Source organism: Syntrophobacter fumaroxidans MPOB (genome assembly GCF_000014965.1).
GTDB classification, from domain to species: Bacteria; Desulfobacterota; Syntrophobacteria; order Syntrophobacterales; family Syntrophobacteraceae; genus Syntrophobacter; species Syntrophobacter fumaroxidans.
In genome coordinates, this window is sequence record NC_008554.1 from 938,496 (window position 1) to 963,602 (window position 25,107).

At 57.7% G+C, this 25,107-nt stretch carries 17 protein-coding genes; 11 read left to right on the forward strand and 6 right to left on the reverse strand.

The genetic code is table 11. The annotated features are described in order from the left end of the window. Positions 1–109 precede the first annotated feature (109 nt). Both tfpB and SFUM_RS03995 read left to right on the forward strand, forming a co-directional pair. Positions 110–1,885 (forward strand): type IV pilus assembly ATPase TfpB, encoded by a 1,776-nt coding sequence (tfpB, locus tag SFUM_RS03990; RefSeq protein ID WP_041441658.1) that lies wholly within the window; start codon positions 110–112, stop codon positions 1,883–1,885. 202 nt (positions 1,886–2,087) lie between these two features. Beyond that, on the forward strand, positions 2,088–3,221 hold the full coding sequence (locus tag SFUM_RS03995) for a metallophosphoesterase (RefSeq protein ID WP_011697638.1): 1,134 nt from the start codon (positions 2,088–2,090) through the stop codon (positions 3,219–3,221). Positions 3,222–3,552: 331 nt separating this feature from the next. On the opposite strand, the gene SFUM_RS22330 is transcribed toward SFUM_RS03995, so the two are convergent. From SFUM_RS22330 to SFUM_RS04020, 6 genes are all read right to left on the reverse strand, one after another. Next, positions 3,553–4,893 (reverse strand): HEAT repeat domain-containing protein, encoded by a 1,341-nt coding sequence (locus SFUM_RS22330; protein WP_011697639.1) that lies wholly within the window; start codon positions 4,891–4,893, stop codon positions 3,553–3,555. A gap of 577 nt (positions 4,894–5,470) precedes the next feature. After that, positions 5,471–6,538 carry an anthranilate phosphoribosyltransferase gene (gene trpD / locus SFUM_RS04000; RefSeq protein ID WP_041439790.1) on the reverse strand — a complete coding sequence of 356 codons (1,068 nt, stop codon included), beginning with the start codon at positions 6,536–6,538 and terminating at the stop codon, positions 5,471–5,473. Between the two features lie 421 nt (positions 6,539–6,959). Next, positions 6,960–7,925 carry a zinc-dependent alcohol dehydrogenase gene (locus tag SFUM_RS04005; RefSeq protein WP_011697641.1) on the reverse strand — a complete coding sequence of 322 codons (966 nt, stop codon included), beginning with the start codon at positions 7,923–7,925 and terminating at the stop codon, positions 6,960–6,962. A gap of 133 nt (positions 7,926–8,058) precedes the next feature. Beyond that, positions 8,059–8,544, reverse strand: a complete 486-nt coding sequence (smpB, locus tag SFUM_RS04010; RefSeq protein ID WP_011697642.1) for an SsrA-binding protein SmpB — start codon at positions 8,542–8,544, stop codon at positions 8,059–8,061. A gap of 17 nt (positions 8,545–8,561) precedes the next feature. Next, positions 8,562–10,406 carry a phosphoenolpyruvate--protein phosphotransferase gene (gene ptsP, locus SFUM_RS04015; protein ID WP_011697643.1) on the reverse strand — a complete coding sequence of 615 codons (1,845 nt, stop codon included), beginning with the start codon at positions 10,404–10,406 and terminating at the stop codon, positions 8,562–8,564. Positions 10,407–10,542: 136 nt separating this feature from the next. After that, positions 10,543–10,839, reverse strand: coding sequence for an HPr family phosphocarrier protein (locus tag SFUM_RS04020; protein WP_011697644.1), 297 nt, complete (start codon positions 10,837–10,839; stop codon positions 10,543–10,545). 872 nt (positions 10,840–11,711) lie between these two features. Here SFUM_RS04020 and cysC point away from each other — a divergent pair. From cysC to SFUM_RS04070, 9 genes are all read left to right on the forward strand, one after another. After that, on the forward strand, positions 11,712–12,302 hold the full coding sequence (cysC, locus tag SFUM_RS04025; protein ID WP_011697645.1) for an adenylyl-sulfate kinase: 591 nt from the start codon (positions 11,712–11,714) through the stop codon (positions 12,300–12,302). A 309-nt stretch (positions 12,303–12,611) separates the two neighbouring features. Further along, positions 12,612–14,270 carry a capsule assembly Wzi family protein gene (locus tag SFUM_RS04030; protein WP_167321313.1) on the forward strand — a complete coding sequence of 553 codons (1,659 nt, stop codon included), beginning with the start codon at positions 12,612–12,614 and terminating at the stop codon, positions 14,268–14,270. A gap of 567 nt (positions 14,271–14,837) precedes the next feature. After that, the gene (locus SFUM_RS21370; RefSeq protein WP_049766282.1) at positions 14,838–16,181 is read left to right on the forward strand and encodes an oligosaccharide flippase family protein; all 1,344 of its coding nucleotides are present in this window, start codon (positions 14,838–14,840) and stop codon (positions 16,179–16,181) included. 193 nt (positions 16,182–16,374) lie between these two features. Continuing rightward, a complete protein-coding gene (locus SFUM_RS04045) occupies positions 16,375–17,283 on the forward strand; it encodes a sulfotransferase domain-containing protein (RefSeq protein ID WP_011697649.1) in 909 nt (302 codons plus the stop codon). A 233-nt stretch (positions 17,284–17,516) separates the two neighbouring features. Continuing rightward, positions 17,517–18,284, forward strand: coding sequence for a sulfotransferase domain-containing protein (locus SFUM_RS04050; protein WP_208597105.1), 768 nt, complete (start codon positions 17,517–17,519; stop codon positions 18,282–18,284). A gap of 313 nt (positions 18,285–18,597) precedes the next feature. Continuing rightward, positions 18,598–20,514, forward strand: coding sequence for an alpha-amylase family protein (locus tag SFUM_RS04055; protein WP_011697651.1), 1,917 nt, complete (start codon positions 18,598–18,600; stop codon positions 20,512–20,514). 213 nt (positions 20,515–20,727) lie between these two features. Beyond that, positions 20,728–22,200, forward strand: coding sequence for an MBOAT family O-acyltransferase (locus tag SFUM_RS04060; RefSeq protein WP_011697652.1), 1,473 nt, complete (start codon positions 20,728–20,730; stop codon positions 22,198–22,200). A gap of 2 nt (positions 22,201–22,202) precedes the next feature. Then, on the forward strand, positions 22,203–23,153 hold the full coding sequence (locus SFUM_RS04065; protein WP_011697653.1) for a hypothetical protein: 951 nt from the start codon (positions 22,203–22,205) through the stop codon (positions 23,151–23,153). A 331-nt stretch (positions 23,154–23,484) separates the two neighbouring features. After that, entirely contained in the window at positions 23,485–24,984 is a 1,500-nt protein-coding gene (locus tag SFUM_RS04070) for an O-antigen polymerase (RefSeq protein WP_011697654.1), read from the forward strand. The last annotated feature ends 123 nt before the right edge of the window (positions 24,985–25,107 follow it).

The following is a 25,107-nucleotide window of genomic DNA, read 5'->3' on the forward strand; positions in this document are numbered from 1 at the left end:
CGTCTTCCCGATTTTGATAGGGAATTGAAATGCCCGCCGATATGGGCTAATTACATGGGACGTTGGCCCGCGTTCCGCTGAAGAGGACAAGCCATTGACGAATGCGATCATGAAGAATCACGGCCCGCACCGGCTCGATCTCGGCGAGTTGCTCGAAGATCTCGTCGCCGACGGAATGGTTGCGCAGGCGGATGCCGCGAGGATTCCGCGGCTGGCCCCGACGAAGGACAAAGCCGAAGTCCATCCTTTAAAAATCATAGCCGATCGCAGGCTGAACCGCGCATCGCCGCCCCACGAACTGCTCACCTTGGAAACACTCACCGCGTGGCTGGCCAAGACGGCGGACCTCCCGTACCAGCGCATCGACCCGCTCAAAATCGACGTCACGAGCGTCACCGGCATCATGTCCTACGCTTACGCCTCCCGGTTCAAAATTCTCCCCATCGAGGTCACGGACGAGCAGGTGGTGATCGCGACTTCGGAGCCGTTCGTCACCGAGTGGGAAGAGGAGTTGCACCGGATCCTGCATCGCAAGATCGTCAAGGTGGTCGCCAATCCGGTTGAAGTCAGCCGATACCTCGTGGAGTTTTACGCCCTCAACGAATCGGTGAAGCGGGCTTTCGGAATGGCCGACCAGACGCGGCTGGCCGGGACGATGAACCTGGAGCAGCTCCTGGAACTGGGACGCGCCGGGAAGCTGGACGCCAACGACCGGTACGTGGTGAACATCGTGGACTGGCTCCTGCAATACGCATACGACCAGCGCGCCAGCGACATACACCTGGAACCCCGCCGGGACAACAGCGACATCAGGTTTCGCATCGATGGCGTGCTCCACCTGGTGTATCAGTTGCCGACCGTGGTCATGAGCGCGGTGACGAGCCGCATCAAGGTGCTGGGGAGGATGGACCTGGCGGAGAAGCGGAGGCCGCAGGACGGCCGTCTGAAGACGAAATCGCCGGCCGGCGGAGAAATCGAGCTCCGGTTGTCCACCATGCCCACCGTGTTCGGTGAAAAGCTGGTGATGCGCATCTTCGATCCCGAGGTTACGATCCGGAGCTTCGAGGACCTCGGGTTGAGCAAGAGCGAAATCAGCGCCTGGAAAGGGATGGTCAGCCGGCCCAACGGAATCATCCTGGTCACGGGGCCGACGGGATCGGGCAAGACCACGACCCTGTATTCCACACTGAAACACCTGGCGCGCCCCGAGGTGAACGTGTGCACTCTCGAGGAGCCCATTGAAATGGTTGAGCCCCGGTTCAACCAGATGCAGGTCCATCACGGCATCGGGCTGGACTTTGCAAACGGTTTGCGAACGTTGCTGCGCCAGGATCCGGACATCATCATGGTGGGCGAGATCCGCGATCTCGAAACCGCTGAAATGGCCGTCCAGGCAGCCCTTACGGGCCACCTGGTGTTTTCGACGCTCCATACCAACGACGCGGTTTCCGCCATCATCCGGTTGATGGACATCGGCGTTCCGCACTACCTCATTCGCGCCACGGTGCTCGGCGTGGTGGCGCAGCGCCTGGTGCGCACGCTCTGCGCGAGCTGCAAGCAGGAAGGCGCCGTCGACGAGGATCTCTGGCAGGCGCTCATCAGTCCCTGGAAGATGACCCGCTCGAACGCTTTCTACCAGCCGGCGGGGTGCCTGGAATGCCGCGAAACCGGCTACCGCGGGCGTATGGGCATCTACGAGATTTTCACCATGAGTCCAGCCCTGCTGCAGCTGATCAAGCCGGATGCGGACATCTCCCAGATTCGAGCCCAGGCGATCAAGGAGGGGATGTACCCCCTGGCCATCGCGGGCGCCAAGAAGGTTTGCGCCGGGCTGACGACCGTTGAGGAGGTGCTCAGGGTCGCCGGCGCAGGCAGCGAAATCTGAACCGAGCCCCCCGGTTCCACTCTTTTGCAGCCATGTAGTTTCTTTTCCTGGCCGAAGCGCATTCGGACGCTCGCAGGGCCGAAGCCGCCGCCGACAAGGGCGAATCATGGAATTCCCTTTCCTGGCCGGAGCGCATTCGGACGAGTGAAATCCGAGCCGGGGAACCCACGGTCCTACCCTTTGACAGGGATGATTCTTCGCGATGTTCTTCTTTCTGCTGACGTTCGTTTCGATCTACACGTGCATGAACGCCCTGTTCTACGTGAAGACCCGGATTCTGTTCCCCGATCAATGGCTCTGGCGGGGACCGTACATCGGCTTCCTGTTGCTGATGATCGTTTCGCCGATCTGCACGCGGCTCCTGGAAAGGAGCGGCTACGACGGGGCGGCCCGCGTCTTCGCGTGCAGCGGCTATTTCTGGATGGGCTTCGTTTTCATCGCGTTTTGCATCTTCCTTGCGGTGATGCTCGTGGACCTGGCGGGGATGGGTCTCGGACTGCTGCTCCCCGCGCACATCCCGCGCCTGTCGGGCAAGGGTACCACGGCGGGGCTCCTTTCCATCGTGCTCGTCCTGTCCGTCTACGGGGTCTTCGAAGCCCGATCCGTGCGGGTCGAACGGGTGGTCGTTCACACCGGGAAGCTGCCGCCGGGAGTGGATCGGCTCAAGATCGCGCAGATCTCCGACGTGCACATCGGGCTCATCGTCGGGAGCGGGCGCGTTCGCCTCATCCTGGACCGGGTGCGGGAGGAGAATCCCGATCTCCTGGTGTCCACCGGGGATCTCGTGGACGGCAACGCCGGCAAACACGACGGGGTGACCGAGCAGTTTCAGGCGTTGAACCCGAGGCTGGGGAAATTCGCCGTGACGGGCAATCATGAAATGTACGCGGGGCTCGAGGAATCCATCGCCACCACTGGTCGCTACGGGTTCAAACTGCTCAGAGGCGAGGCCAGGGTCGTCGGGAACACCATCAACATCGTCGGCGTCGATGACCCGGTGATCGGGGGGGCCGCACCCGACGAAGCAAAACTGCTTGCCGTGGGCGGGAACGGCCTTTTCACCCTGCTTCTCAAACACCGCCCGGATCCGCTGGAGCAAAGCCTGGGGCTTTTCGACCTGCAGCTCTCGGGGCACACGCACCTGGGGCAGATCTTTCCCTTCCGCTACATCACCGGACGAGCACATCCCCTGCAAAACGGTTTCCACCAGTTGGAGAAAGGCTCGGCCCTCTACACGAGCCGCGGATCGGGGACCTGGGGCCCGCCCATGCGCCTGCTCGCGCCCCCTGAGGTGACCGTCATCGAGTTGGTGCGCCCCGAGGCCGCCGCACAATAGAGGAGAAGGGGTGCCCTGCCGGTGCGACGGGGGTGTGCCCACCCAACAAAGCGGTACCGGCCCGGCCAAGCTGTGCGAAGCGTATAAAGTCTATACTGGGCCGGCAAGGGAAAGTGGACAAGCGAGAAAGCCGGGCTTTTCCTTAAGAGAGAACGCTCGTTTTGCGGCTGTAAACCTGCAAAAAATATGGTGCCATTCATTAAAAACTCGGTTTTGTTGGTGCCAACAAATATGTATATCCTTGGTGTTTTAAAAAGTATTTAATAGTCTGATAATCCAATATATAGGTTAATAGAGTACTTAACTCCAAATGATCAATACAAATAATACATTATTCATCTTCTTCTTCATTTTCAAAATCTAAATAAAACTCTGTCTCATCTTCCGAATCACTCATGTTATTGACTTTTGGATGACTTTCTCTGTATAACATAAATGAAATGGATTGAATGGCAGATATTCTGATATCTGAATGTGGAGAATCAAATAATTCGGTAAGCAGTTGATAGTCCTCAGGTTTTCCAATATCTCCTATCGCAAGCGTCACCGCTTTTCTTATTGAAACAGGGACCTTGTCGTTTTTGACTATCTTTCGAAACAATTCTAATGATTCATCAGGGGCTATGCGAGTTAACATAACAATTATATGTTTATATTGCGTTAGTTTTGATGGTTTTCTTTGAAGTGACTGACCGAATTGTTCTGCTGACGTTCTACATACTTTTACTAATAAACCTAGATCTGAAAGAAGCGAATTTGACTGTGCAATAGCGGATTCATCACCATATGTCTTGTCAAATGCATTGATAACTGAATTCAAGTGTGTTATTGTTTTTGGAAAATCATCGTTTAACTCAATGGTGGAATATATTTTTGAAATAAGATTTAATTGATTTATTGCTTCGCTAATACTATTTGAAAGTCCAGATACCTGAACAATAGTACGCTCAGCATCAGTTAACCTTGATCCTGAAAAGACTTCTTTCAAATTCCTCAGCACACGTCGGGTTTGACTTGCTTCCCGGAGGATCTTTTGTTTATATTCTATTACAGATAATGTATCGTCAGTTTCCATCTGTTTTAATATGCCAAGCAAGCGATGTTTATCGATTTTTTCTGTCTGCTTGGGCTTGGAGATGCGTTGACCTATAAGACCAGCAAGTGCCGGTTGTTTAGTCATCTCTTCAGACAAAGTGTTAATAGATTCCAAGTCACCAATCTTCCGCAATCCCAAGACGGCATTTTTTCTAACTTCAAGATCTGGGTCTGTTTTAAGAGCCTGAAGAATCATCGAATAAGCAAGTTTCTTGTACTTTGGGGTGTCTTGATAGATCTTTATTGTTGGAATAATCCATATATTAAGAATAATCACAATTAGTGGTGATATTATCAATGTCGCCAAACTCCATTTAAAAATGGAAATAAAAATATTTACAATTCTATATTTGGACAAATGGCTCAATTCAATAATAATTAGTACTATACTTATAAATATCGCTATAGTTAGTGAGAAGTATACAAATGATGTAATTGATACTCCAAAATATATAGAACTAAGGGCATTACTATATTTTGGTATAACATTTTTAGATAGTATGTATATTGTTATGCAACTTATAATTAGTAATATATATTTATTTCTCCAAATACTTATTTGCGTCGTTTTGCTCATTGTCGTCCTCCAATTTAATTAGTATTTAAAACATTAAAGTAAAATAAGTTGCAATATATGCATGAAATAATAATATGCTCTACAAAAACTTGAAATAGACAACTGTAAATGGTTAATCTTAATAACGATGAAAGTATTTTATAATTGCTATTATTGGCGATTGAGTATTATTAGTGTCATTGTACCATGATTGAGAAAAATCGCAAGTGTATAGATTATACTTGGCAGTAGCACCATTGGAGCATTTGGATTAGCGAAAATGTTTCGCAGTCGTTGTGGGTTATTAGTAGAGAGGCTAGTTTGAGTGCTGAAAAGTGTTAGGTAAGAATAATTTAAAGCTCTAAGCTGGGTGCACTAGTCAGTTGGCTTACAGTTGTTGTATAATTCTGAGCGCGAATCGGTATGCAAGGGAGAGCATAAGGCCCCGCCGGGCTTGTGCGCAAGACCACCCCGTGCCGTACCGCTCTTTAAGCCCCGCGCAGTTTCGCCGGGCCGGCACCGCTGATGGTCGATTTAGGTGCAAATGTGAAAAGTGTAGGTTTGACCCCGCCCAATGCTGTCGTATTGCGGGGCGGTCTCAGCTTTTTCCTTGAATCTCCGTGAGTTGCCGGAGTTTTTCCCGCGCCTTGCCCGAGCTCAGGGCTTCCTTTGCCGTGTGGAACCCCTGCCTGTAGTCCTTGGCAAACCCTGCCACGTAGAGGGCGGCTGCGGCGTTCACGCAGAAGAAATCGGCGAGCGGAGTGTCGTATTCGCCTTCCAGGACGCGCAGGATCGCCCGGGCGTTATCGCGGGCGGTCGCGTGACTTGCGATTGCGGCGAAATCCCCGGTAATCGCGCCGAAATCCTCCGCGGTGACTTCATAGGTCTCGATTTCGCCGTTCTTCAATTCGACCACCCGCGTCGGACCCGCGGTCGAAAATTCATCCATGCCCCGTTTCGGATCTCCGCCTTCCACCATGCCGTAAGGGGCGAGGGCTGCGGGCATCCCGATTTCCCTGAGCACGGCGATCAACTGGTTGCAGACGGTCGGGCCGTACGCGCCGATGACGATGCAGTTATTCTGTTCGCACGGACGGGTGAGCGGGCCGATGATGTTGAACGCGGAGGTGAACCGCATGGACTGGATGAGCCGCGCCCAGCCGGATTCGAGGAACGCCTCGCCGGGAAGGTAGCAGATCCCGTAGCGCTCCAGGCATTGCTCGGCCCTGGACAGCGGCGCGCCCAGGTCGATTCCGAAAATCTCCATGATGTCGGAGGCGCCCGACACGCCGGTCACCAGCCGCGCTCCCTTCTTGGCGACGGGAAGGCCTGCAGCGGCGGCGATGAGGGCCGCTGGCGTCGAGCAGTTGACGGTCTTCATGGCGTCCGACCCGGTTCCCACGATGTCGCACACGGGGCCGGTCAGGCGCGTGTGGATCTTGGCGGTGTCGTACCGGTCGAGGGCGTCCCATGCCCCCGAGAGCTCGGGGATGGACGGCCCCCGCGCGATATGGGCCATGAGAAACGCCCCCTGTTGAAGCTCGGGCTGCTCGTTGAGAATGACCTGGCGGTAGGCTTCCATGGCCGATTCCCGGCTGAGATGGTTGCCCGCGGCGACCGAACAGATCATCCGGCCGAATTCGCGCAATCGAGATTCATCGCTCATCATTCATTCCTGGTTCGAGAAATATCCTGAACGCCCGGATGGTCCGGAACGCCCGAAACGCAACGCTCACCGGTCCGAACACCGTATCCGGCCGGAGCCGCCAACGTTCCCCGTTCGCTGCCGCACAGTGGCCAATCGCCTGGGAAACAGCCTCCCGGATCACACGCGCTCGGGATCAATTGGGAGGTGGGGCGCTGAGGCACAAACCGCGGCGCCCGGGGGCAATCGTGGTGAAGCGCTTCATGCTCTCCCGCCCGATGCCGTCACGTTGAATACAATCGCCAATGATGCAGGCACCGCGCACGAAGAATGAAAACAGGTTCACCCGGGAATCCTCTTCTTACGCTGCTGCCTGCGCCCGCCCGCCTCGGAGCGCATCGACCCCTTGCGTTTTCAAGGAAATCCGATACAAAATCGCATTCTACAGTGCGACCACGAACTTCAAAACCATGCCGGACAATATGGAAGAAAAGGCGTCCGCCACCCGCGGCAGCCCGATCGTGTCCTCAATCAGCCGCTGTGCCGCTTCCCGAAAGGCGCAAAGGATGCCCACCGCCTCCCGCATCTGGTCCCGCGTGCAGCCGTAAGCGCCGGAAACGACCAGTTGCCGGTAATGGATTTCGTTGATGAGCCCGGCCGGTACAGGATCTCCCGCGGGAAACCCGCTGAAAACGCAAAAACGGCCGCCCGCCGCAAGATTCCGGAGGCCCGCGCCGAGGGTCTCCCACGCCGGGGCGGCGTTCACCGCGACGTCGTAGTCGCCGGGACGGTCCTCGCGATGGAGCTCCGCTCCGATCTGCCCTCTGAAATCATGGCTGCGGGCAAGCTTTTCGGCGTTGATTTCATGCAGGAAGGGAAGGGCGCCCCTCGAGCGCGCGGCCAGCGCCATCAGCAGGCCGACCGGCCCGGCCCCGTAGATGAGGAGCCTCTCCCCCGGCGCGGCTCCCACCCGGTCGAGCGCGTTCAACGTGCAGGCCAGGGGCTCCGCAAGGCAGGCGATTGCCCCCGGCAGCTCCGGTGGGACGGGAACCAGGCTGTCCGCAGGCGCCGCAAGGTATTCGGCGAATCCTCCGTGGCGGTGGAACCCGAGAATCTCCATGGCCGAGCACAGGTTCTCGAACCCCTTGCGGCAGTATTCGCAGGTTCCGCAGGCCGTTCCGGGCCAGACCACGAAGCGGCCCGACGAATCGGAAGGAACGACGCAGACCTCGTGCCCGAGGATTCGGGGCAGCCTGAGGTCGCGGTGTCCCTGGCTCCACATTTTCGCATCGGTGCGGCACACGGCGCAATGCGTGACCCGAAGCAGCCGTTCGTGCGGCTCCGGTTCGGGAACCTGCATATCGGTGAGTTTCAGAACGCCGGGCGATTCGAGCACCAGTGATTTCATGGGACATCCGTTCGATGGGTTACGGCAACGGGGGAGGCCGACATTCCGGTGCAGCCGCGGGGGGTGGCGTCGCAAGCGGTTGAGGAAATCAAGCGGGCAGGGGAGCGCCCGACCCGTGCCGCGGACGTGCTTGTCATTCCTGCCTGCGGCGTTTTCTCAGGCGGTCGAGCTCCCGGTTCTCTTCTTTCCGTTTGATGCTCTCCCTCTTGTCGTAGAGCTTCTTGCCCTGTGCCAGGGCAAGCTCCACCTTCACTTTTCCCTTGCTGAAGTAGAGTTTCAAAGGAATCAGCGCGAGGCCCCGCTCCTGGGTCTTGCCGGTCAGTCTCTTGATCTCGTGGGCATGGAGCAGGAGCTTGCGAACCCGTTCGGGTTCATGGTTGTTGTAGGAGGCGTGAGTGTAGGGACTGATGTGAAGCCCCTGGAGGAAAACCTCCCCCTTCCTCACCCGGGCGTAACTGTCCTTGAGGTTCGCCCTGCCTTCCCGCAGCGACTTCACCTCGGTGCCCAGCAAGACGATTCCCGCCTCGAATTTCTCCAGGATATCGTAGTCGTGATATGCCTTCTTGTTCTGGCAGATCAGTCGGGTCTTTTCAGCGGTCGAGGGCTTGTTCTTGGTCATAGGCGAAGCCGGAGCGTCTACTTTCTGTGGTTGGGGTCCGTCCTGGTCCTGTTGCGCCGATATGACGGGGCGATGCCGCCCGGAACCAGGTTGCTCGGATCGAATACCCGGAATTCCTCGGGAAAGTACCGAGTCACCACTTTTTCGAGGACCCGGTTGATTTCATCGGCGGTGCCCATGCGAAGCACCTTGTTCACGAACCGGGTGCACTCCTTCATGTACGAGCGGCAGATCAGGTTCTTGACCCGGGGAACGGACTGGGGGTTCATGCTGAAGGTGTTCACTTTCAAACCGAGCAGAATCGGAACATAGAGCGGCTCTCCGGCCATTTCGCCGCAGAGGGCCACCTCTATGCCGGCCTTGCGGCCGACGTCCACCGTGTGCTTGATGAACCGCAGCACGGCGGGATGAAGCGGCTCATACAGGTAGGCGACGTGCTCGTTGGCGCGGTCGATGCCGAGGCTGTACTGGATGAGATCGTTGGTGCCGATGCTGAAAAAATCGACCTCGGGCGCGAGCATATCCGCCACCGCCACGGCGGACGGGACTTCGATCATGACCCCGACCGGCATCCGTTCGTCGAACGGGATCCTCTCGCGCTGCAGTTCTTCGCGGACTTCTTGAAGCATCCTCTTGGCCTCGATCAGCTCACCGAGCCCGGACACCATGGGGAACATGAGGCGCGTGTTCCTGCAGACCGCGCTTGCCCGCAGGATCGCGCGGAGCTGGGTCTTGAAGATTTCGCGGTAGTGGAGGCAGAGCCGGATTGAGCGAAGCCCCAGGGCCGGGTTGGGCTCGTCGAGCCTGGGATACCACGTGGCCAGCTTCTCGGCGCCGAGGTCGAGGGTGCGCATGGTGACCCACTGGGGCGCCATGAGCTCGGAGAGATCGCGATATTCCCTGAAAAGCGTATCCTCGTCGGGCAGGTCCGCCCGGTTCATGAAGAAGAACTCGGTGCGATAGAGCCCGATCCCTTCCGCTCCGAAGTCCTTTGCGCCCACCACTTCCTCGAGCAGCTCGATGTTGGCCTCCACCTTCACGAGGTGGCCGTCCATCGTGCGGGCGGGCAGGTGGGCGGTGCGGTTGATCTCCTGGAGATAGTTGTCGAGCTCCTGCTGCCGTTCGTAGTAGAAACTGATCTGCTCGTCCGTCGGGTTGACGATGACCTTGCCCGATGTGCCGTCGACGATGACGATATCGCCCGTGGGGACCCACTTGGTGGCCTGTTCGGCGGCCACGACGGCGGGCATGTTGAGCGACCTGGCGATGATGGAGGTGTGCGAGGTGCGCCCGCCCATTTCGGTGACCAGGCCGAGGGTGCGTTCGATCTGGAGTTGGGCGGTATCGGCGGGCGAAAGATCGTGCGCGACGACGATGACCCGTTCCCGGATATCGTTAAGGACGTTGCGTTCCTGCCCGGCAAGGATCCTCAGAACGCGTTCCCCCGCGGCTTCTATGTCCACGATGCGGCTGCGGATGTATTCGTCTCCCAGGGAGTCGAAGAGGTCCCTGGCCTTGGCGAGGCAACGCATGAGCGCCCATTGGGCGTTGAGCGATTCCTCGCGGATCAGGCGGAGGGTTTCGGAATAGATGAGCCGATCCCGCAGGATCATCTGGTGGACTTCCAGAACGTGGGCCTGTTCCTTGAAATCCCGATGTATGCCTTTCCTTATGGCTTCGAGGTCTCTTTCAGCCGTTGAAACGGCTTTCTCGAACCTTAAGCATTCCTCGGCGACGGCGTCTTCCCCCTCCACCTTGTCCTTGGGAATGGGGACACGCCCCCGTTCGAGGAGGAACGCTTTGCCGATGGCGATTCCGGGAGAGACCCCGATGCCCTGGATGATTCTCGAGGATCGATTCATGTCGACATCCCAGGGTGCGAGTATTCAGCGGGAAGGGCTTCAGAGCCCAAATGCAAAATCATCGATGAGCCTTTCGGCCCTGAGTCCGGCGGATTCAGAACGAGCGCCCCGGCCGGAATGAAACCGGGGGCATCGATCAAAGCTCACCGAACTTCGTTTGAAAGAGAGCCGCCAGAGCGTTCATGGCTTGACCGGCATCGGGACCGCTGGCGTATATTCGCACCTTGCTTCCGTGCGGACAAACGAGGGTCATCAGATCGAGAATGCTCTTTCCGTTGACCTTGTGGTTATCGCACTTGGAAACCCAGACCTCAGCTTCGAACTGGCTTGCAACCTTGACGATTTGAGCGGCAACCCGGGCGTGTATTCCCAAACGATTTGCTACTGTGAATTCCTGCTCCAAAGTGACTGTCTCTCTGGAATCATGGTTCAAAGCAAAATCCCCTCGTTAAAAAGTCCCGCCGTCTCTTAGCATACGGGTTATCCGAAGTCAACTCACACTCGAATGCAGCACGCAGTGGGCGCTGCGTGTCGGCTCGACCTGGAGGAAGCCGCCTCGACGGAGGCGTCTGAAAGCATCCGTTCGGGCGCGCACGGGGGAGATTCACCGAGACCGGCAGGCAAGCCTGAATGGGATGCCGGCGGCGGCACTGTCCGAAGCGGACGGGACCGGGTGGAAATCCAAACCCGTTTGCCCGTGCGGCGCAGAATGCGTTGCCCCAATTCCATGTTTACGGATCGAACGGAGGACAGAGCCGCATGCGGACTGCGTCGGCGGCCGGGCCGGGACCAAGCGTGTCTTGTCGTCAAGTCAAGGCGCCGACCCAAAGCGGATGAACAACCCGCGCCCGCGTCCTTCCCATGGTGGGCACAGGCCGTGTTGCACGTCGACGGCGGTTCCGCCGGAAGCGTCCATTCGTGGGGCAACCCGTCGGATGAGCACCGCGCTTTTTGCTTCGCTCCGATTCGCAATTGACGGCGCGATGATCCTCTCGCGGACCGACGGAGTTCCCGGTTACGGCAGACCACGATCATGTTTTCTCCTGGATATATACGTTTAGCTGAATTCGAAGCCATTTGCAACGGGGCTGTCCCGGCGGTCGAATTCCAAGCCCGTAAAATCCGAAAAGGACGGGTTGAGCCTTGCGAGGTTCATCCCGCATGGGCCCCGGAAAGGATGAAGAACCGCATGGGAAAAGGCGGCGGGCCCAAGGCAGCTTTTTTTGCGCCCCATGAAAGGTTTGCTGTGGTATAAGAGGCACTCGTTCGGAGTTTTTCTTTTGTTCGAGACAGGAGCTCAACCAAGTGAATTTTTACCGTTTTGAATCTTCCGTGAGTCGTGCCGACAGGTACATTCTGAATGGGCACAGGAGCGGGCTGCTGTGGTTCACCGGGCTTTCCGGGAGCGGCAAGTCGACCCTGGCGCATGCCGTTGAAGCGCGACTCTTTCAAATAGGGGTGCGCAGCTACGTGCTCGATGGCGACAACATTCGGCACGGGCTGAACAAGGATTTGGGTTTGACCCCCGAGGACCGGATGGAAAACGTCCGCCGCATCGCGGAAGTCTCCAAGTTGATGGTCGACGCCGGTCTGCTGGTGTTCACGGCTTTCATCGCGCCGTACAGCGAGAGCAGGCGATTCGTGCGGGAATTGATGTCGAAGTGGCCGTTCTACGAGTGCTACGTCAAATGCCCGCTCGAAGTGTGCGAACAACGAGACCCCAAGGGATTGTACAAAAGGGCCCGGGCCGGCGAGATCCTCAACATGACCGGTCTGTCGGCCCCCTATGAAGAACCCGAAAACCCGGAGCTGATCGTGGAGACCGATCGGAATTCCCTCGATGCTTCCGTGGACGCCGTGATCGCGTTTCTTCAGGCTCAAAAGATGATCGACTAGCCCTGGCCTCCACATCTTGCGACGGGAAGAGGATGCAGGGACATCCGGTTCTCTTCCGACGGGAATATCCGCGGCAAAATCGTCGTTGGCACGAACACAGGAGGCTTTCCGCCCGGAAAGCCTCCTGTGTGTTCAAAGGAATAGGTGAAAGCGGCTCAGCCGGGTCCCGGCATGTGAAACCGGGAGGAACCCGGCAACCTGCAACTCTCGGAGATTGTGCCCCGGGTGTTGATCGCGAATCGGGCTTCGCATATGGCCGGAGTTAGAGAGGATCGAGAGGTGGGGATGTTGGACGGGACTGGTGCATGGTTGAGGAAGTCTGTATCGCAGCTGATGGTGCTGTGTATTCTGGTCTGTCCCGGATGGTGCCCGTCCGCGTTCTCCGCGGCTTCGCCGAACGTGCCGGTGGACCACTGGTCGTATCCGGCCCTCGAGCGAATTGAAGCTTTCGGGTTGATCCATTCGAGCCTTCACGGCACGCGTCCTTTCAGCCGGGAGGAAACGGCCCGTCTGATCAAGGAGGCTCTGACGGCAAAGGAGTCTTCCGGCAAGCCCCTGCCGCCCATCATCATGCATCTGCTGGAAAAGCTGCAGCGCGAATTCAAGCCCGAACTCGACGTCTACGGGACCGAATGCGCTCGAAGCAGCTACCTCAAGCCCATCGAAGAAGCGCAGATACGCTACGTGTATACGGACGGCGATCCGCGCCGCTACACCGGGTATCCCGGCAGCGTTTTCGAGGCGGACGTGACCGAGGGCACTCCCCTGGTGTACAACAACGAGGGCGTCGTCTACGGCAAGTACAACAATTTCTCCGTTCAGTTCGCTTCCACATTCGGGGTAGGGGATTTCTTCGCGGGTTCCATCGAGCCGATTTTTCTCGTCCAGGAGAATGAGGGACACAACGACAATGTACCGGGAACGGTGAGTGCCGACCTGCTCAAAGGCTACGGGAAGCTGTCGCGCTGGAACGTCGAACTGGAATTCGGCAGGGATTCCATGTGGTGGGGACCGGGGCGGCATGGGGAACTGCTCATGACGAACAACGCCACCCCGTTTGACATGCTCAAGCTCTCCAATCCCGAGCCGGTGCTCCTTCCGTGGTACTTCAGCTACCTGGGACCTTTCAAGTACACCATTTTCTTATCGAGGCTTGAAGATTACAGGGTTCGTCCCCTGGCGCCGGGCCCCATCGACGAGAGGCCGGTCTATGTCGGGACCTCCAGTTTCGGCGGGTGGCGGGTCGACTGTAAACCGCATCCGCTGTTTGAATTAGGTGTGAGCTCGACCTTCATTTTCGGAGGACCGGGCATTCCGAGCCTCGACTTCGGTGATGTGCTGGGATTGTTCGGACTGGGCAATGTCACCGCGGCCAACAACAAGATCAACCAGTTGGGTTCTTTTGATTTCCGGCTCCGGCTGCCGTGGCTTCGCAATTCGGTGATCTACGGCGAGTACGCCGGAGAGGATGCGGGCGGTATCGGCGGCCCCTGGTATACAAGCTTGTTCAACGACGTGGGATATTCCCTGGGACTCTATGTGCCCCGACTGACGGATGACGGCATGACCGATCTGCGCGTGGAATGGGCGAAAAATGCTCACATCGTGGGCCCGACGCCCGGCGTCTGGTACGGTCACAACATTTTCATCGGGGGGTACGCGCATGACGACCTCATGATCGGCCATCATATGTTTGGCGACGCCGAGGATCTTTTCGTACGCATCACCCGGTACCTGAACAAGGACCTGCTGGTGGGGCTCGACTACGATTACATGAAAAGGGGAATCACGCTGAGCCCCGTTCAGGAGTCGATCAACCAGTGGGGTGTGGACATCACTTACGACATCAACGCCCATTTCAGCGTCACCGCCCGCTACGGCTTCGAGATAGTGGATAATTTCGATCTGGTCGAGGGGGACACACGACACAACAATCTGGTGATGACGATGCTGAAAGTGGAATTCTAGCGGTACGGTCCGGCACGACGGATCTCGCTCGACGGATGGATTTTCTTCTTGAGTCCGATGAACGCCGCCTGTCTGATCGATTGTGGGCACCATGCCCACGCTCATGCCCGAGAACAATCGGATGGCCTGACCGTGCGGGACGCCTTGCATGATGTTGAGCCGTTCACCCCAGCCGATTCACCCCCCGCCGGGAATCCAACCACCTGTGACCGGGAATTCGTGATGTGCCTGCCGTTGCTCCGCTCCGTGATTGAATGTTCTCGTCCGTCCGGCGACAATGCGCTGCAATGTTGCGAATCGAAGCGTGGGCCGGGGGGGGAGGAGGCGATCGTGTACGGTCCGGCCTTCGGGAAGCCGGGCCAGTCCGGTCGCAAGCCCGAGCGCTGCGGTCGTCCAGGGAGCGCAGCGGATGGCATGGCCGGGATGGCGGCAGTCGGCGAGGTTTTGTTCTTTTTTGATTGATTCAATATGATTTCGAGACGAGAATCCGTTGAAGGGCGTTCATTCTTTGCGCCTGAGGCGGACCCGCAACAGCCGACAGTCTCGTGAAAGGAAAAGAGCCGCAGGATGTTGGGTGAGCGAATCATGGCTTTGCTGTCGCTCAAAAACCTTGACGGACGAATGCAAGAGGTCGTCCGGGGTGCATCGACGGCATTTTTGATCAAGATCCTGGCAGCCGGCGTCGGATTCGCGTCCAACATCGTTTTGGCCCGGTGCCTCGGAGCGGAAGGGGCCGGCCATTATTTCCTTGTCCTGACCGTAGTGACCGTCGCGGCGGTTTTCGGCCGCATGGGGCTGAACAATACGATCCTGAGGTTCGCCTCGGCGAACGTGTCCCAGGGCAACTGGGAATCCGTCAAAGGGGTTTACGCCAAAGGGATCGGATTCGCGGTCGGTGCGTCCGGACTGACGGGCATCCTCATGTTTGTGTCCGCTCCCGTGGTGGCCGAAAGGCTTTTCAACAACCCCGAGCTCACCGGCCTGCTCCGCTGGATGTCACTGGCCGCGATTCCCCTCGCGATTTCCGCTCTCTATGCCCAGCTTCTCAGGGCGGTGGACAATATTCGGGATGCGATGATGGTTTTGAGCGCGTGGGTGCCTTTGTTCTTCACGGTCGGCACGGTCGCGCTCGCGCCCTCTTTTGGCCCCCGCGGCGCGGTATGGGCCTACATTCTGGCGACGGTGCTCACCACGCTGATCGCGATGTGGGTCTGGCGACGCGAGACACCCTGCCTGAGAGGAATAAAAGGGCACTTCGAGACCGGGGAACTGCTCGCGAGCAGCATTCCGCTTTTTTTCGCGTCCTGCTGGCAACTGATCATGCAATGGTGCTCGAATTGCTTTCTGGGGGTATGGAGCACCTCCGCCGACGTGGGCATCTTCGCGGTGGCGAACCGCACGGCCAGCCTGACCACGCTGATCCTGGTCGCCGTGAACAGCATTTCCGCTCCGAAATTCGCCGCGCTTTACAGTCGCGGTGATCTTTCGGGACTTGGACGCCTGGCGAGGGGTTCCGCCAAGATGATGACGATCATGAGCGTACCGATTATCATCCCCCTGGTGTTTGCTCCCGGGTTGGTGATGGGCCTGTTCGGCCCGCAATTTGCCGGAGGGGGTACTTCGCTCGCGCTCCTGGCGCTCGGGCAGTTCGTGAACGTGGCGACCGGTTCGGTGACTGCCGTGCTGATGATGTGCGGGTATGAACGGGTGGCCAACAACATCATGGCTTTCAGTGCTTTGTGCTGCGTTGTCGCGAACCTGGCGCTCATCCCTTTCTGGGGCGTTCTGGGAGCGGCTGCGGCGACGGCAATCACTTTGATTGCGCAGAATCTTCTCGGCGTGGTAATGGTCTGGCGGCTGTTGGGAATCATGACCATTCCGGGCCTTTTTTCGAAGAGGGCCCAACGATGAATTCAGTCTCAGACAATGTGCGGTTGACGTGGAGAGCAAAAAGGGCGGGTGTATACCGATGAAACGGATTCGAGTCGTCGGGTTGCATCGTCGCCCGTCCACGGCTGCGGGCGAAAACCACCCTTATGGTAATCCTGCCTTCCGGGGAAACCGCTCGAGCGTTCCCGGGGAGACGGAACAAGGAGTCGAATAGATGGCGGGAAGGTTGGATTTTCTGGTCGTCGGCGCGCAGAAGTGCGCGACTTCCTGGCTGTATTACTGCCTGCGGGAGCATCCCGAACTGCAGTTGCCCGCGAAGAAGCGGGAAGTCGAATACCTTGGTGGGGACTTGTACGAAGCGCGAGGCGCGGACTGGTATTTCGGGCTGCTGGGGCAACCGTCGGAGGCGAAAAAGCTGGGGGATGTCTCGGTGGAGTATATCTATGATCCAAGGGCGCCGGGGGCGGTCCGGGAGCACGCCCCGAACGTGAAGTTCATCCTGTCGATGCGCGATCCCATCGACCGCGTCATTTCCGCCTATCATTGGGTGCTGAGGAAGGGCGTCATTCCCGACCTGCCCCTGGAAGAAGGAATAAACCGGGCGATGAATGCGGATTCCGCGGAGGGGGACCCCGGGGTGAAGATGCAGTATCGCGATATCATCCATCGCGGATATTATGACGTGCAGATGGAAAGGTATCTGGGGCACTTCGATCTGGATCGGTTCCTGTTCGTTCTTTATGAGGACATAAGCGAGAAGCCCATGGCGGTACTGCGCAGGATTTACGAATTCATCGGGGTGAATCCCGACTTCGAACCGCCCAGCCTCAACGAGAGGCCGAAGCACAACACCTACCTGCGGCCGCTGATCAGTCTCGAACGGATCATCCCAAGGTCGCGTGCCCTGGGGAAGGTGATGGACATCGCAAACAAGTGGTCTCACCGGCTGGGTATCGAGTCCCGCAAACCGGACCTGTCCGGCGCGACGACGGATGGGCTTCGAGCGCTCTACCGTCCGCATGTCGAACAAACCCAGAGAATTCTGGAGCGGGTTTCCCGCGAACGGCGGCCGCTGACTCCCGATCTCAGGAAAGCCTGGTCCAGGACGTGGGGCCGCGTTTAGGATGTCGCAGCGCCGACCGCCTGCCGCGCCTGGGAACCGGGCACGGCAAGGGGTTTCCGTGAGGCGGTGTTTTCCGGTGCCGCCTCAAGGCTCCTGAAGCGGCCGCGGGGCTATTCGATGATCGATGTTCAGGCAGGATATGACCGAGTGCGCGATGAGCGAAGCGTGGCCCTCCCTTTGGCTCGCCCTCGGTGATATCGTGTTTTTCCGCGTTGGAGGAAGTCATGCTTGCGATGCCGGACCGAGACAAAGTGAGGAGAGCGATCCGCTATGCCCAGGGGATCCTCGGATTGCGCAAGGACGACGTCATTCTCACGTCCTTTCCGAAATCGGGGAATACCTGGGTCAGGTTTTTCTTCTGCCATGTCATATCCCTGGCCGAGTGGGGGGACAGGGTCGTTGATTTTCCCACTCTCGACAGGACCATGCCCGAGTTGGGGGTGAACAACCTGCTCCTTCCGTGGCAACACACGACGATCCCTCGAATCGTCAAGACGCATAAGGGCTGCTGGCCCATATTCAGGAACCGCAAAAGCGTTCTGGTCATCAGGGACCCCCGCGACACAATGGTCTCCTTCTTCCATTTCGAAAATGGGAAGAAAACCCCGCGTTTCAAGGGGACGTTTTCCGAGTTCATCAGGAGCGAAGCTTTCGGGCTCGAGAGGTGGTTCAGGCACTATCGTTCGTGGGTCGACCACTGTACGGTTCTTCTCAGGTACGAGGATTTGAAAGTGGACGACATCGCGCATTTCAGACGAATGCTCGACGCGCTGAGCATCCGTATGAGCGATGACCTCCTGGCGGCCGCCGCCGAACGGTCGAGGTTCGGCAGGGTCAAGAAGATCGAGAGGCAATTCGGGCAGACCAAAACCGACCGGTTCAAAGCAGACTACATGTTTGCGCGCAGCGGAGAAACCGGGGGCTGGCACGATTACTTCTCCAATGAGGACTTGGAATACTATACCGAATTGAGTCGGAAGTATCGGCTCGCACACTATTGATGGTTCTCCGAGGCGGAAGCGCGATCCGGTCGGACCGGAGCGCAGTGCTGGAGCGACGTTCTCTTGGCGCAATGTTCCGGGGAAGGGGTTTCCGGAAGGGCCTTTTCCCGCTGGGGAGCACTTGCAGGCGTATCAGTCGGCGATTCAGGCCGCATTACGAACGAGTTAACGAAGGCCTGCAGGACGGAGGGGGGCGACGCGGCACAGGCCCGCCGATTCATCGTGACACATTGGTGTTTTGGCCGTCCCCCGGGGAAGCGGGGAGGAGGGCTGAAACCCAGGTGAAAACCTAAGAAGAAGGAAATCGAAAACAATGAAACGTCGATTTTTCCTCAAGATTCTTGGACTGCTGGGGCTCCAGAGCGCCCCGTGGCTGGACTCGATCCTGCCGGGAGCTCGTTTCCTTGCCGAGGCGGCCTCGCCAACACGTCCCGCCGACCGCGCGCAGCCGGGTCCGCGCAGTGCGCCCGCCTGGTTTGAGAAATACCGGGTGCACGCTCATACCCGCCTGACGTTGCGCATGCTGGGTGAGGATGTATTCTCCAGGGCGGCCCAACACTTCAGGGCAATGGGGGTTCATGTTGTCGTCAGGCATATCAAGTCGGGCAGCGAAGGAGCGTGGTGGCCCAGTGCGGTCGGTGCAACGGCTCCGGAGGCGAAGAACCGGAACATCGCCAGGGAAATCATCGAGAGCGCGCACCGTGAAGGGCTCAACATAATCGTCTACCATCGGCATATGGAAGACGACCACATGGCCGAGTCGCATCCGGACTGGGTGTGCAAGGACTGGCTCGGCAGGCCGATGCGTACCCGCAGGGGCAAATACATGTGCCTGAACTCACCCTATACGGACTACTACCTCCAGCGGGTCACGGAGCTGGTGAGAATGGGCGCCGACGGTTTCTATTTCGATGACTCTCACATGCCGAAAACAGGATGCTGGTGCCAGTATTGTAGAAAACTGTTCAGAGAGCAAACCGGCCAGGCCCACCCGCGCAGGCCCGATGCCCGCGATCCCGTCTGGAACAAATTGATCGATTTCAACAACTGGACCATCGAGAGGGCATTCCGGAAGTGGTCCCATGGGTTGCACAACGAGAATCCCAACGTGGTGTTGCTGGTGTCCGGGAACACTTGGCCGGCAATCGTCGACAGGCATTTGACGGATCGCGTCTTCCGAATCGCGGATTCCGGCAAGAGCGAATTCAGTCTGCCCGCCAGGGAGTTCCCGAAGTGGAGGCTCTACCACCTGAGCAGTGACATGAAACCATTCGAGACGGACGCAAAAATCGCACTCGGATACACCATGATCAGGGATGTTGCCGATGGAAGGCCCGGACACATCTGGATATACGGTCTCAAAGACGACTTGTCGTCGCTCTATGCGGTGGCGGGCGTTGTCAGCCACGGCTGCATCGCAAACCTCGATATTCCGGAGAACAGCATCTCCGCCCACCCGTTCAAGAAGGCCGTGGCGCTCGGCAATACGGTTTCGCCCTATTTTTCCGGGAGCCGGCCGATGCGCTGGGCGGCCGTCCATTTTACGGAGCATGGACGGGATCAGTACCTCGCTTCGCCGGAGGCGGCCCTGACACGGGTCCTCTATCCGTATTACGGCGCCTACCGGGCATTGCTGAGGTCCCGCGTGCCCGTTGGAGTCATCAGTGACAGCCAACTGGAAGAAGGAAACCTGGAAGACTACAAGGTTTTGTTTCTCCCCGCTCCGAAGACGCTGACCGGGACGATGGCCCAGTCCGTTCAAAAGTTCAGGGACCAGGGCAACCTGGTCGTTGAAAACAGGGACGAATGGGCCTGGCATGCGAACGTCGGATCCGACAGGGCGGTAAACGATTTCCTCGCGGCGCTCGGGCCGCAAATGTCCAAGGTGCCGGTCAGGGTATCGGGCGGCCCCGAGAAGATGCACGCGGTCTTTTTCACCAACCCCGCGGGAACGCGGCTTACGGTTTCGCTGTGCAACGATTTCTCCTGGGTCCCGACGGGCGGTCCCGCGAACTGGCGGGAGCGTGCGCGAGGTCTTTCGGAGAGGGACGGTATTCCGTCGCCGTGCGATGGCGTGAAGATACTGCTGCGAGGGAAAAGGCCGCCTCGGAAGATTTTCGAGGCAGTGTCCGGAAAGAGCCTGTCCACCGGGGCATCGGGTGAAGATACCGTTATCGACGTGCCCCGTTTTGAATACATGGCCGTCGTGGTTGTTGAATGGGAAGGCTGATCCGTGCTAAGTACACGGCTTGCGTCCGAAGTGATGACGAACTGCCCGAGGTCTGTCGACCCGGGCAGTTGCATGGATTGACCATTAGAATTGCGATTGCACGAAAACTCCGATCGAGGCGCATCGACGCAGGCGCTGTCGGGAATGGGACGTGCAGTCCGGCCGGTTCACAATTCCGCCTGACGCATCAGAGGCTCATGGGAATCCCGCGGTATGTCGTTCAACTCCATCAGTTTCCTCGTGTTCTTCACCACCGTCGTCATCGCGTACTTTGCGCTGCCCCATCGCCTGCGCTGGATTCTGCTTCTCGCCGGGAGCTACTTCTTCTACGGGTATTGCCAGCCCGGGTATCTTGCTCTTATCATGGCGACGACCATGGTTTCCTTTGCCTTTGCCAAGGCTATGCAGGATGCCGGAACTCAAAGAAAGAAGCGGATTCTCCTTGGTTTGTGCATCGGCCTGAACGTCTCCGTTCTGCTCGTTTTCAAGTACTACAACTTCTTCGGCACCTCGATCACGGCTTTGTTGAGCTCAATCAACGTTTCGGTCAACATACCCCGCATCGACTTGCTGCTGCCGCTGGGGATATCCTTCTACACGTTCCGCACGGTCAGCTATCTTGTGGATGTCTATCGAGGCAAAGTTGGGGCAGAGAAGCATCTCGGGGTCTTCGCCCTCTACGTCTCGTTTTTCCCCCAGTTGATCGCCGGCCCCATTGAACGGTCTCCTCACCTGATACCGCAACTGCACGAAAGGAAAACTTTCGACCCGGAGAAGTTCACCGAGGGATTCACCCTGATGCTCTGGGGCTTCTTTATGAAGCTGGTGATCGCGGATCGCATCGGCGTCTACGTCAATGCCGTCTTCAACAATCCGCATGCATATTCCGGAGGGCATTGCCTGCTCGCCTCCTACCTGTTCACGTATCAGATATTCTGCGATTTTGCGGGGTACTCCAGCATTGCGGTCGGAGCCTCGCGCATCTTCGGTTACGATTTGGTGATCAATTTCAGGCGTCCCTATTTTTCCCGGTCACTGCGGGAATTCTGGACGAGGTGGCACATCTCCCTGTCCACGTGGTTTCGGGATTACCTCTACATACCCCTTGGCGGCAACCGGGTATCCCGCGCCCGACACGTGCTCAACCTCGCCGTTGTTTTCCTGGTCAGCGGTTTGTGGCATGGGGCCAACTGGACGTTCGTCGCGTGGGGGGGCATCCACGGCCTGGGCGTGATCCTCGCCGAATGGACCTCCGGATTCAGAAAACGCGCCGTCACGATCATGGGCTTGAAGAACCACGGGCAGCTTGCGGCAATCGTCCAGGTGGTTCTCACCTTTCATATGGTATCCATGGCATGGGTTTTTTTCAGGGCGTCGTCGATTGCCGAAGCGTGGACCATTGTCACAAAGATATTCAGCGGATGGCAGTTCAATCTGAATTACGCCGGCCTCGTGATTCTACCGTTCACCAACGACAGTTCGGCCGTGGCGGCTTTCCTGGTCTCAGTCCTGTTCATCGCTTTCATGCAGTACGTGGAATTCATCAATGAAACAGGGGACGCGCGGATTCTCAAACTGTGGCGTTCATCGGGAAGGTTCAGGGGAGGCTGCCTGGTGGGGCTGGCCCTGATCATCCTTCTTTTTGGGGAATTTTCATCCACCACCTTTATCTATCGTCAGTTCTAGCCATGAGAGTATTCTGGTTCAAGTCCATTGCATTCGTCCTTGTCGTGACGGCTTGTTTGTCGGCGCTCGTGGCCATGAAATATTGTTTTTCCGACCGGTTGGCCCCTCAGACTCTGGGTCTGGGAGGACTTCTCCGGGAAAAGGAAGTAGACTTCCTTTTCATCGGATCATCCCACACGCGCCAGAGCTACGATGTCCAACTCCTGGAAAGGCACACCGGCAAGTCCGCCTACCTCGTTTCCTACAACGGCCTCGGCCCTTTTCTCATGGAGCCTCTGATCCGTTTTGTCGCTGAAAACGACCGGGTGAGGATCAAGACTTATGTGCTCGAGGTTCGGGTGTTCGGTATCCTGCACCCCCCCGCGCTGCAGGATACCCGCCTGTTTTTCGACGCTCCCCGGACTTTGAAACATCGGATCTTGCGGTTGGCTTGGAACGACATTCCGGGTTTCGACCTTTACAGCCTTTACGAACTGGTGGTGGTGAGCAACAACGATCTGATCCTCACGGCTCCCGTCAGCAATCCTTTGATTTCGAGAGGCTCCTACAAGGGGGGATACCTGAAGAGGGAAAGAAGAGCGCTCCGGTCCGACGAGTTCGACAACCTGAAAAGTCCCATGCCGGGCATCGACGCAGTCAGACCCGACCCCAGGCAGCTTGCTTCTCTCCGGAACATTTTTCAGTACGTCAAAGAACGGAATCTGGAAGCTGTTTTCGTTGAAACCCCTATGCCGGCTCCGGTGGAAGAAGACCCTGGGACTATACTCAATAAGCGGTATGTGGGCGATCTGATCCGGAACGAAGGTTTTGTTTACGTGGACGGCGCCGTGGGTTTCGATACGCGGAATCCGTCGCTGTTCGTGGATAACAACCATCTTTCCAGAACAGGACGTGAGGTGTTCACGGAACGGATGGCGGATTTGTTGTCGGAACGAAAATGGAGATCGCAATGAAGGTCGCTGTGCCGGCGGTAGAGTGTCGTCGGAGCGTTCCCGTCCGGCCCGGATGCGATTGCAGGCTCCGGTCGCACGCGATTCCACGATGAGTGTGCCTTGCCAACGAACTGTGCCTTGCCAACGAACTGCCTTGCCAACGAACTGCCTTGCCAACGAACTGCCTTGCCAACGAACTTGCTGCCGGCCGCCGTTCCTGGTATATTCCTGCCCGTGCCCGGTCGGTGCCCATTTGGAAATCCTGGTGCGGGAAGTCGTTCCGTAGAGCGGGGAGAACCCCGCACAGGCCGGTTTGATCCGACCACGCCAACCGACCGCTTTGGGAGTGGACATGGAAAAAACGGTTGAACGCTACAACTCTTTGGCGCTTCTCCAGGGATTGTGTCTCTTTCTGGGTGTCGGCGCCATCGTGGCGTTTCCATTCTCTCTCGCGTGGGTTGGCCTGGAAAGGTCCGTGTTGTGGGCTGAGGGAGTATGCTGCCTGCTGGTCATGACACTCCCGACGCTGTTCCGCCGGGAATACGACGTTTTTGAGCCGATCAGCTTTATCATGCTCTCGACGGTGTTCGGGGTCACGTTGCGTGCGATCTATATGGCTCTGTACGAGAATGCGACCATTACTCAAGAGCTGCTTCTGTACAAGCACCCCGGCGCCATGATCGGGGGAGGCGCGCTCATACTGATCGCCCTCCTCTTTCTTACCGCCGGATATATGTTGAATCTGCCGGTCGTAAGAGTCGAGCGTTATCCGTTGCTCGGCAACAGACCCTGGATTACCTGGCGCCTTTTTCTTGTCATCGGATTCTATACCGTAGTCGCCCTGGTCGCCATGTATTTCTATTTTAAGACTATGGGACTCAAGGAGTTCGTGCTCTCGACCATCTCCACCAAACATTTTTACACCATCTCGGAATCACAGGGTTACAAGAAGACCGTGCTGGGTTATTACAGATGGGCTGCCTCGCTGATCATCCCGGCATTCTATCTGCTCCTGTGCTGGTTTGCCGGCACCAGTCGGCGTTGGATATCGCCGATGGGCTTCCTGGTGGTTCTTACCTGCATGCTGGCCGCGGTCTTTCCGATAATGAACAGCAGTCGCCACGATGTGGTGATCATCATCGTCATTGCCATGGTCCTCTGGCACTATGTACGCGGGGAGGTCAAAGTGCGGACCATCCTGTTGACCGCCACGATGATCATACTCCTGCTTGTGGTCATGCTGGCATTGCGGGCGCGGGCCTCAGGATGGAGCGAGGTCGCCGGCTATCTGACTGGGGAGACCATCCTGGACAAGACGGTGGGGAATCGGAACTATCTCGGAATCGACAAAGCCGGCCAGATCGTGAACGCCATACCCGACAAGCTGCCCTACGAGTTCGGAAGCACGCTCGTGACCTGGGTTGTCGCCCCCGTGCCGAGAACGTCATGGCCCGATAAACCCATCATACTGGCGGGTGCGACTATCGGCCAACTCGTCTACGAAACCAAAGACCCGAGTGGAAGCGGGGCCGGGGTACCCCCCGGCTTCATTCCGGAACTGTATTGGAATTGCGGCGTGCCGGGAACCATAGTGGGTGTTTTTTTGCTGGGCGGGTGGCTCAAATTCCTTTACCGCAGTTTCGAACCTTACATCCGCACGAACAAAGCCGCCCTGGTCATATATGTAACAACGATGACGAGCTTCTCTTTCTACCTCATGGGGGGAACGCTGAGCGGAGCAATCATTCAGACGCTCACTCAGACGATTCCTCTTTTCGCGGCCGTGTGGTTTATCCGGGCGGCCCCCGCTTCCCGCAACCAGGATCGAGAACCCGTTCCCGCCCAAGGGTAGCTTGTTGCCGGCCCGCAGGCTTTCGGAAACGGAACGCAAGCGCTCCGGAGGAGGTGCGAATGCCGTGGTGCCCTCGGATGAACCTCCTCAGGCCGGGTGCCTCCTCGTATGATCGAGACAATC

Excerpts from the sequence above, each read along its gene's own strand:
- SFUM_RS04045 (WP_011697649.1), top strand. The coding sequence starts at position 16,375 with ATGGCGGGAAGGTTGGATTTTCTGGTCGTCGGCGCGCAGAAGTGCGCG.
- ptsP (WP_011697643.1), bottom strand. The coding sequence starts at position 10,406 with ATGAATCGATCCTCGAGAATCATCCAGGGCATCGGGGTCTCTCCCGGA.
- SFUM_RS04055 (WP_011697651.1), top strand. The coding sequence starts at position 18,598 with ATGAAACGTCGATTTTTCCTCAAGATTCTTGGACTGCTGGGGCTCCAG.
- tfpB (WP_041441658.1), top strand. The coding sequence starts at position 110 with ATGAAGAATCACGGCCCGCACCGGCTCGATCTCGGCGAGTTGCTCGAA.
- trpD (WP_041439790.1), bottom strand. The coding sequence starts at position 6,538 with ATGAGCGATGAATCTCGATTGCGCGAATTCGGCCGGATGATCTGTTCG.
- smpB (WP_011697642.1), bottom strand. The coding sequence starts at position 8,544 with ATGACCAAGAACAAGCCCTCGACCGCTGAAAAGACCCGACTGATCTGC.
- SFUM_RS03995 (WP_011697638.1), top strand. The coding sequence starts at position 2,088 with ATGTTCTTCTTTCTGCTGACGTTCGTTTCGATCTACACGTGCATGAAC.
- SFUM_RS04060 (WP_011697652.1), top strand. The coding sequence starts at position 20,728 with ATGTCGTTCAACTCCATCAGTTTCCTCGTGTTCTTCACCACCGTCGTC.
- SFUM_RS04070 (WP_011697654.1), top strand. The coding sequence starts at position 23,485 with ATGGAAAAAACGGTTGAACGCTACAACTCTTTGGCGCTTCTCCAGGGA.
- SFUM_RS21370 (WP_049766282.1), top strand. The coding sequence starts at position 14,838 with ATGTTGGGTGAGCGAATCATGGCTTTGCTGTCGCTCAAAAACCTTGAC.
- SFUM_RS22330 (WP_011697639.1), bottom strand. The coding sequence starts at position 4,893 with ATGAGCAAAACGACGCAAATAAGTATTTGGAGAAATAAATATATATTA.
- SFUM_RS04005 (WP_011697641.1), bottom strand. The coding sequence starts at position 7,925 with ATGAAATCACTGGTGCTCGAATCGCCCGGCGTTCTGAAACTCACCGAT.
- SFUM_RS04050 (WP_208597105.1), top strand. The coding sequence starts at position 17,517 with ATGCCGGACCGAGACAAAGTGAGGAGAGCGATCCGCTATGCCCAGGGG.
- SFUM_RS04065 (WP_011697653.1), top strand. The coding sequence starts at position 22,203 with ATGAGAGTATTCTGGTTCAAGTCCATTGCATTCGTCCTTGTCGTGACG.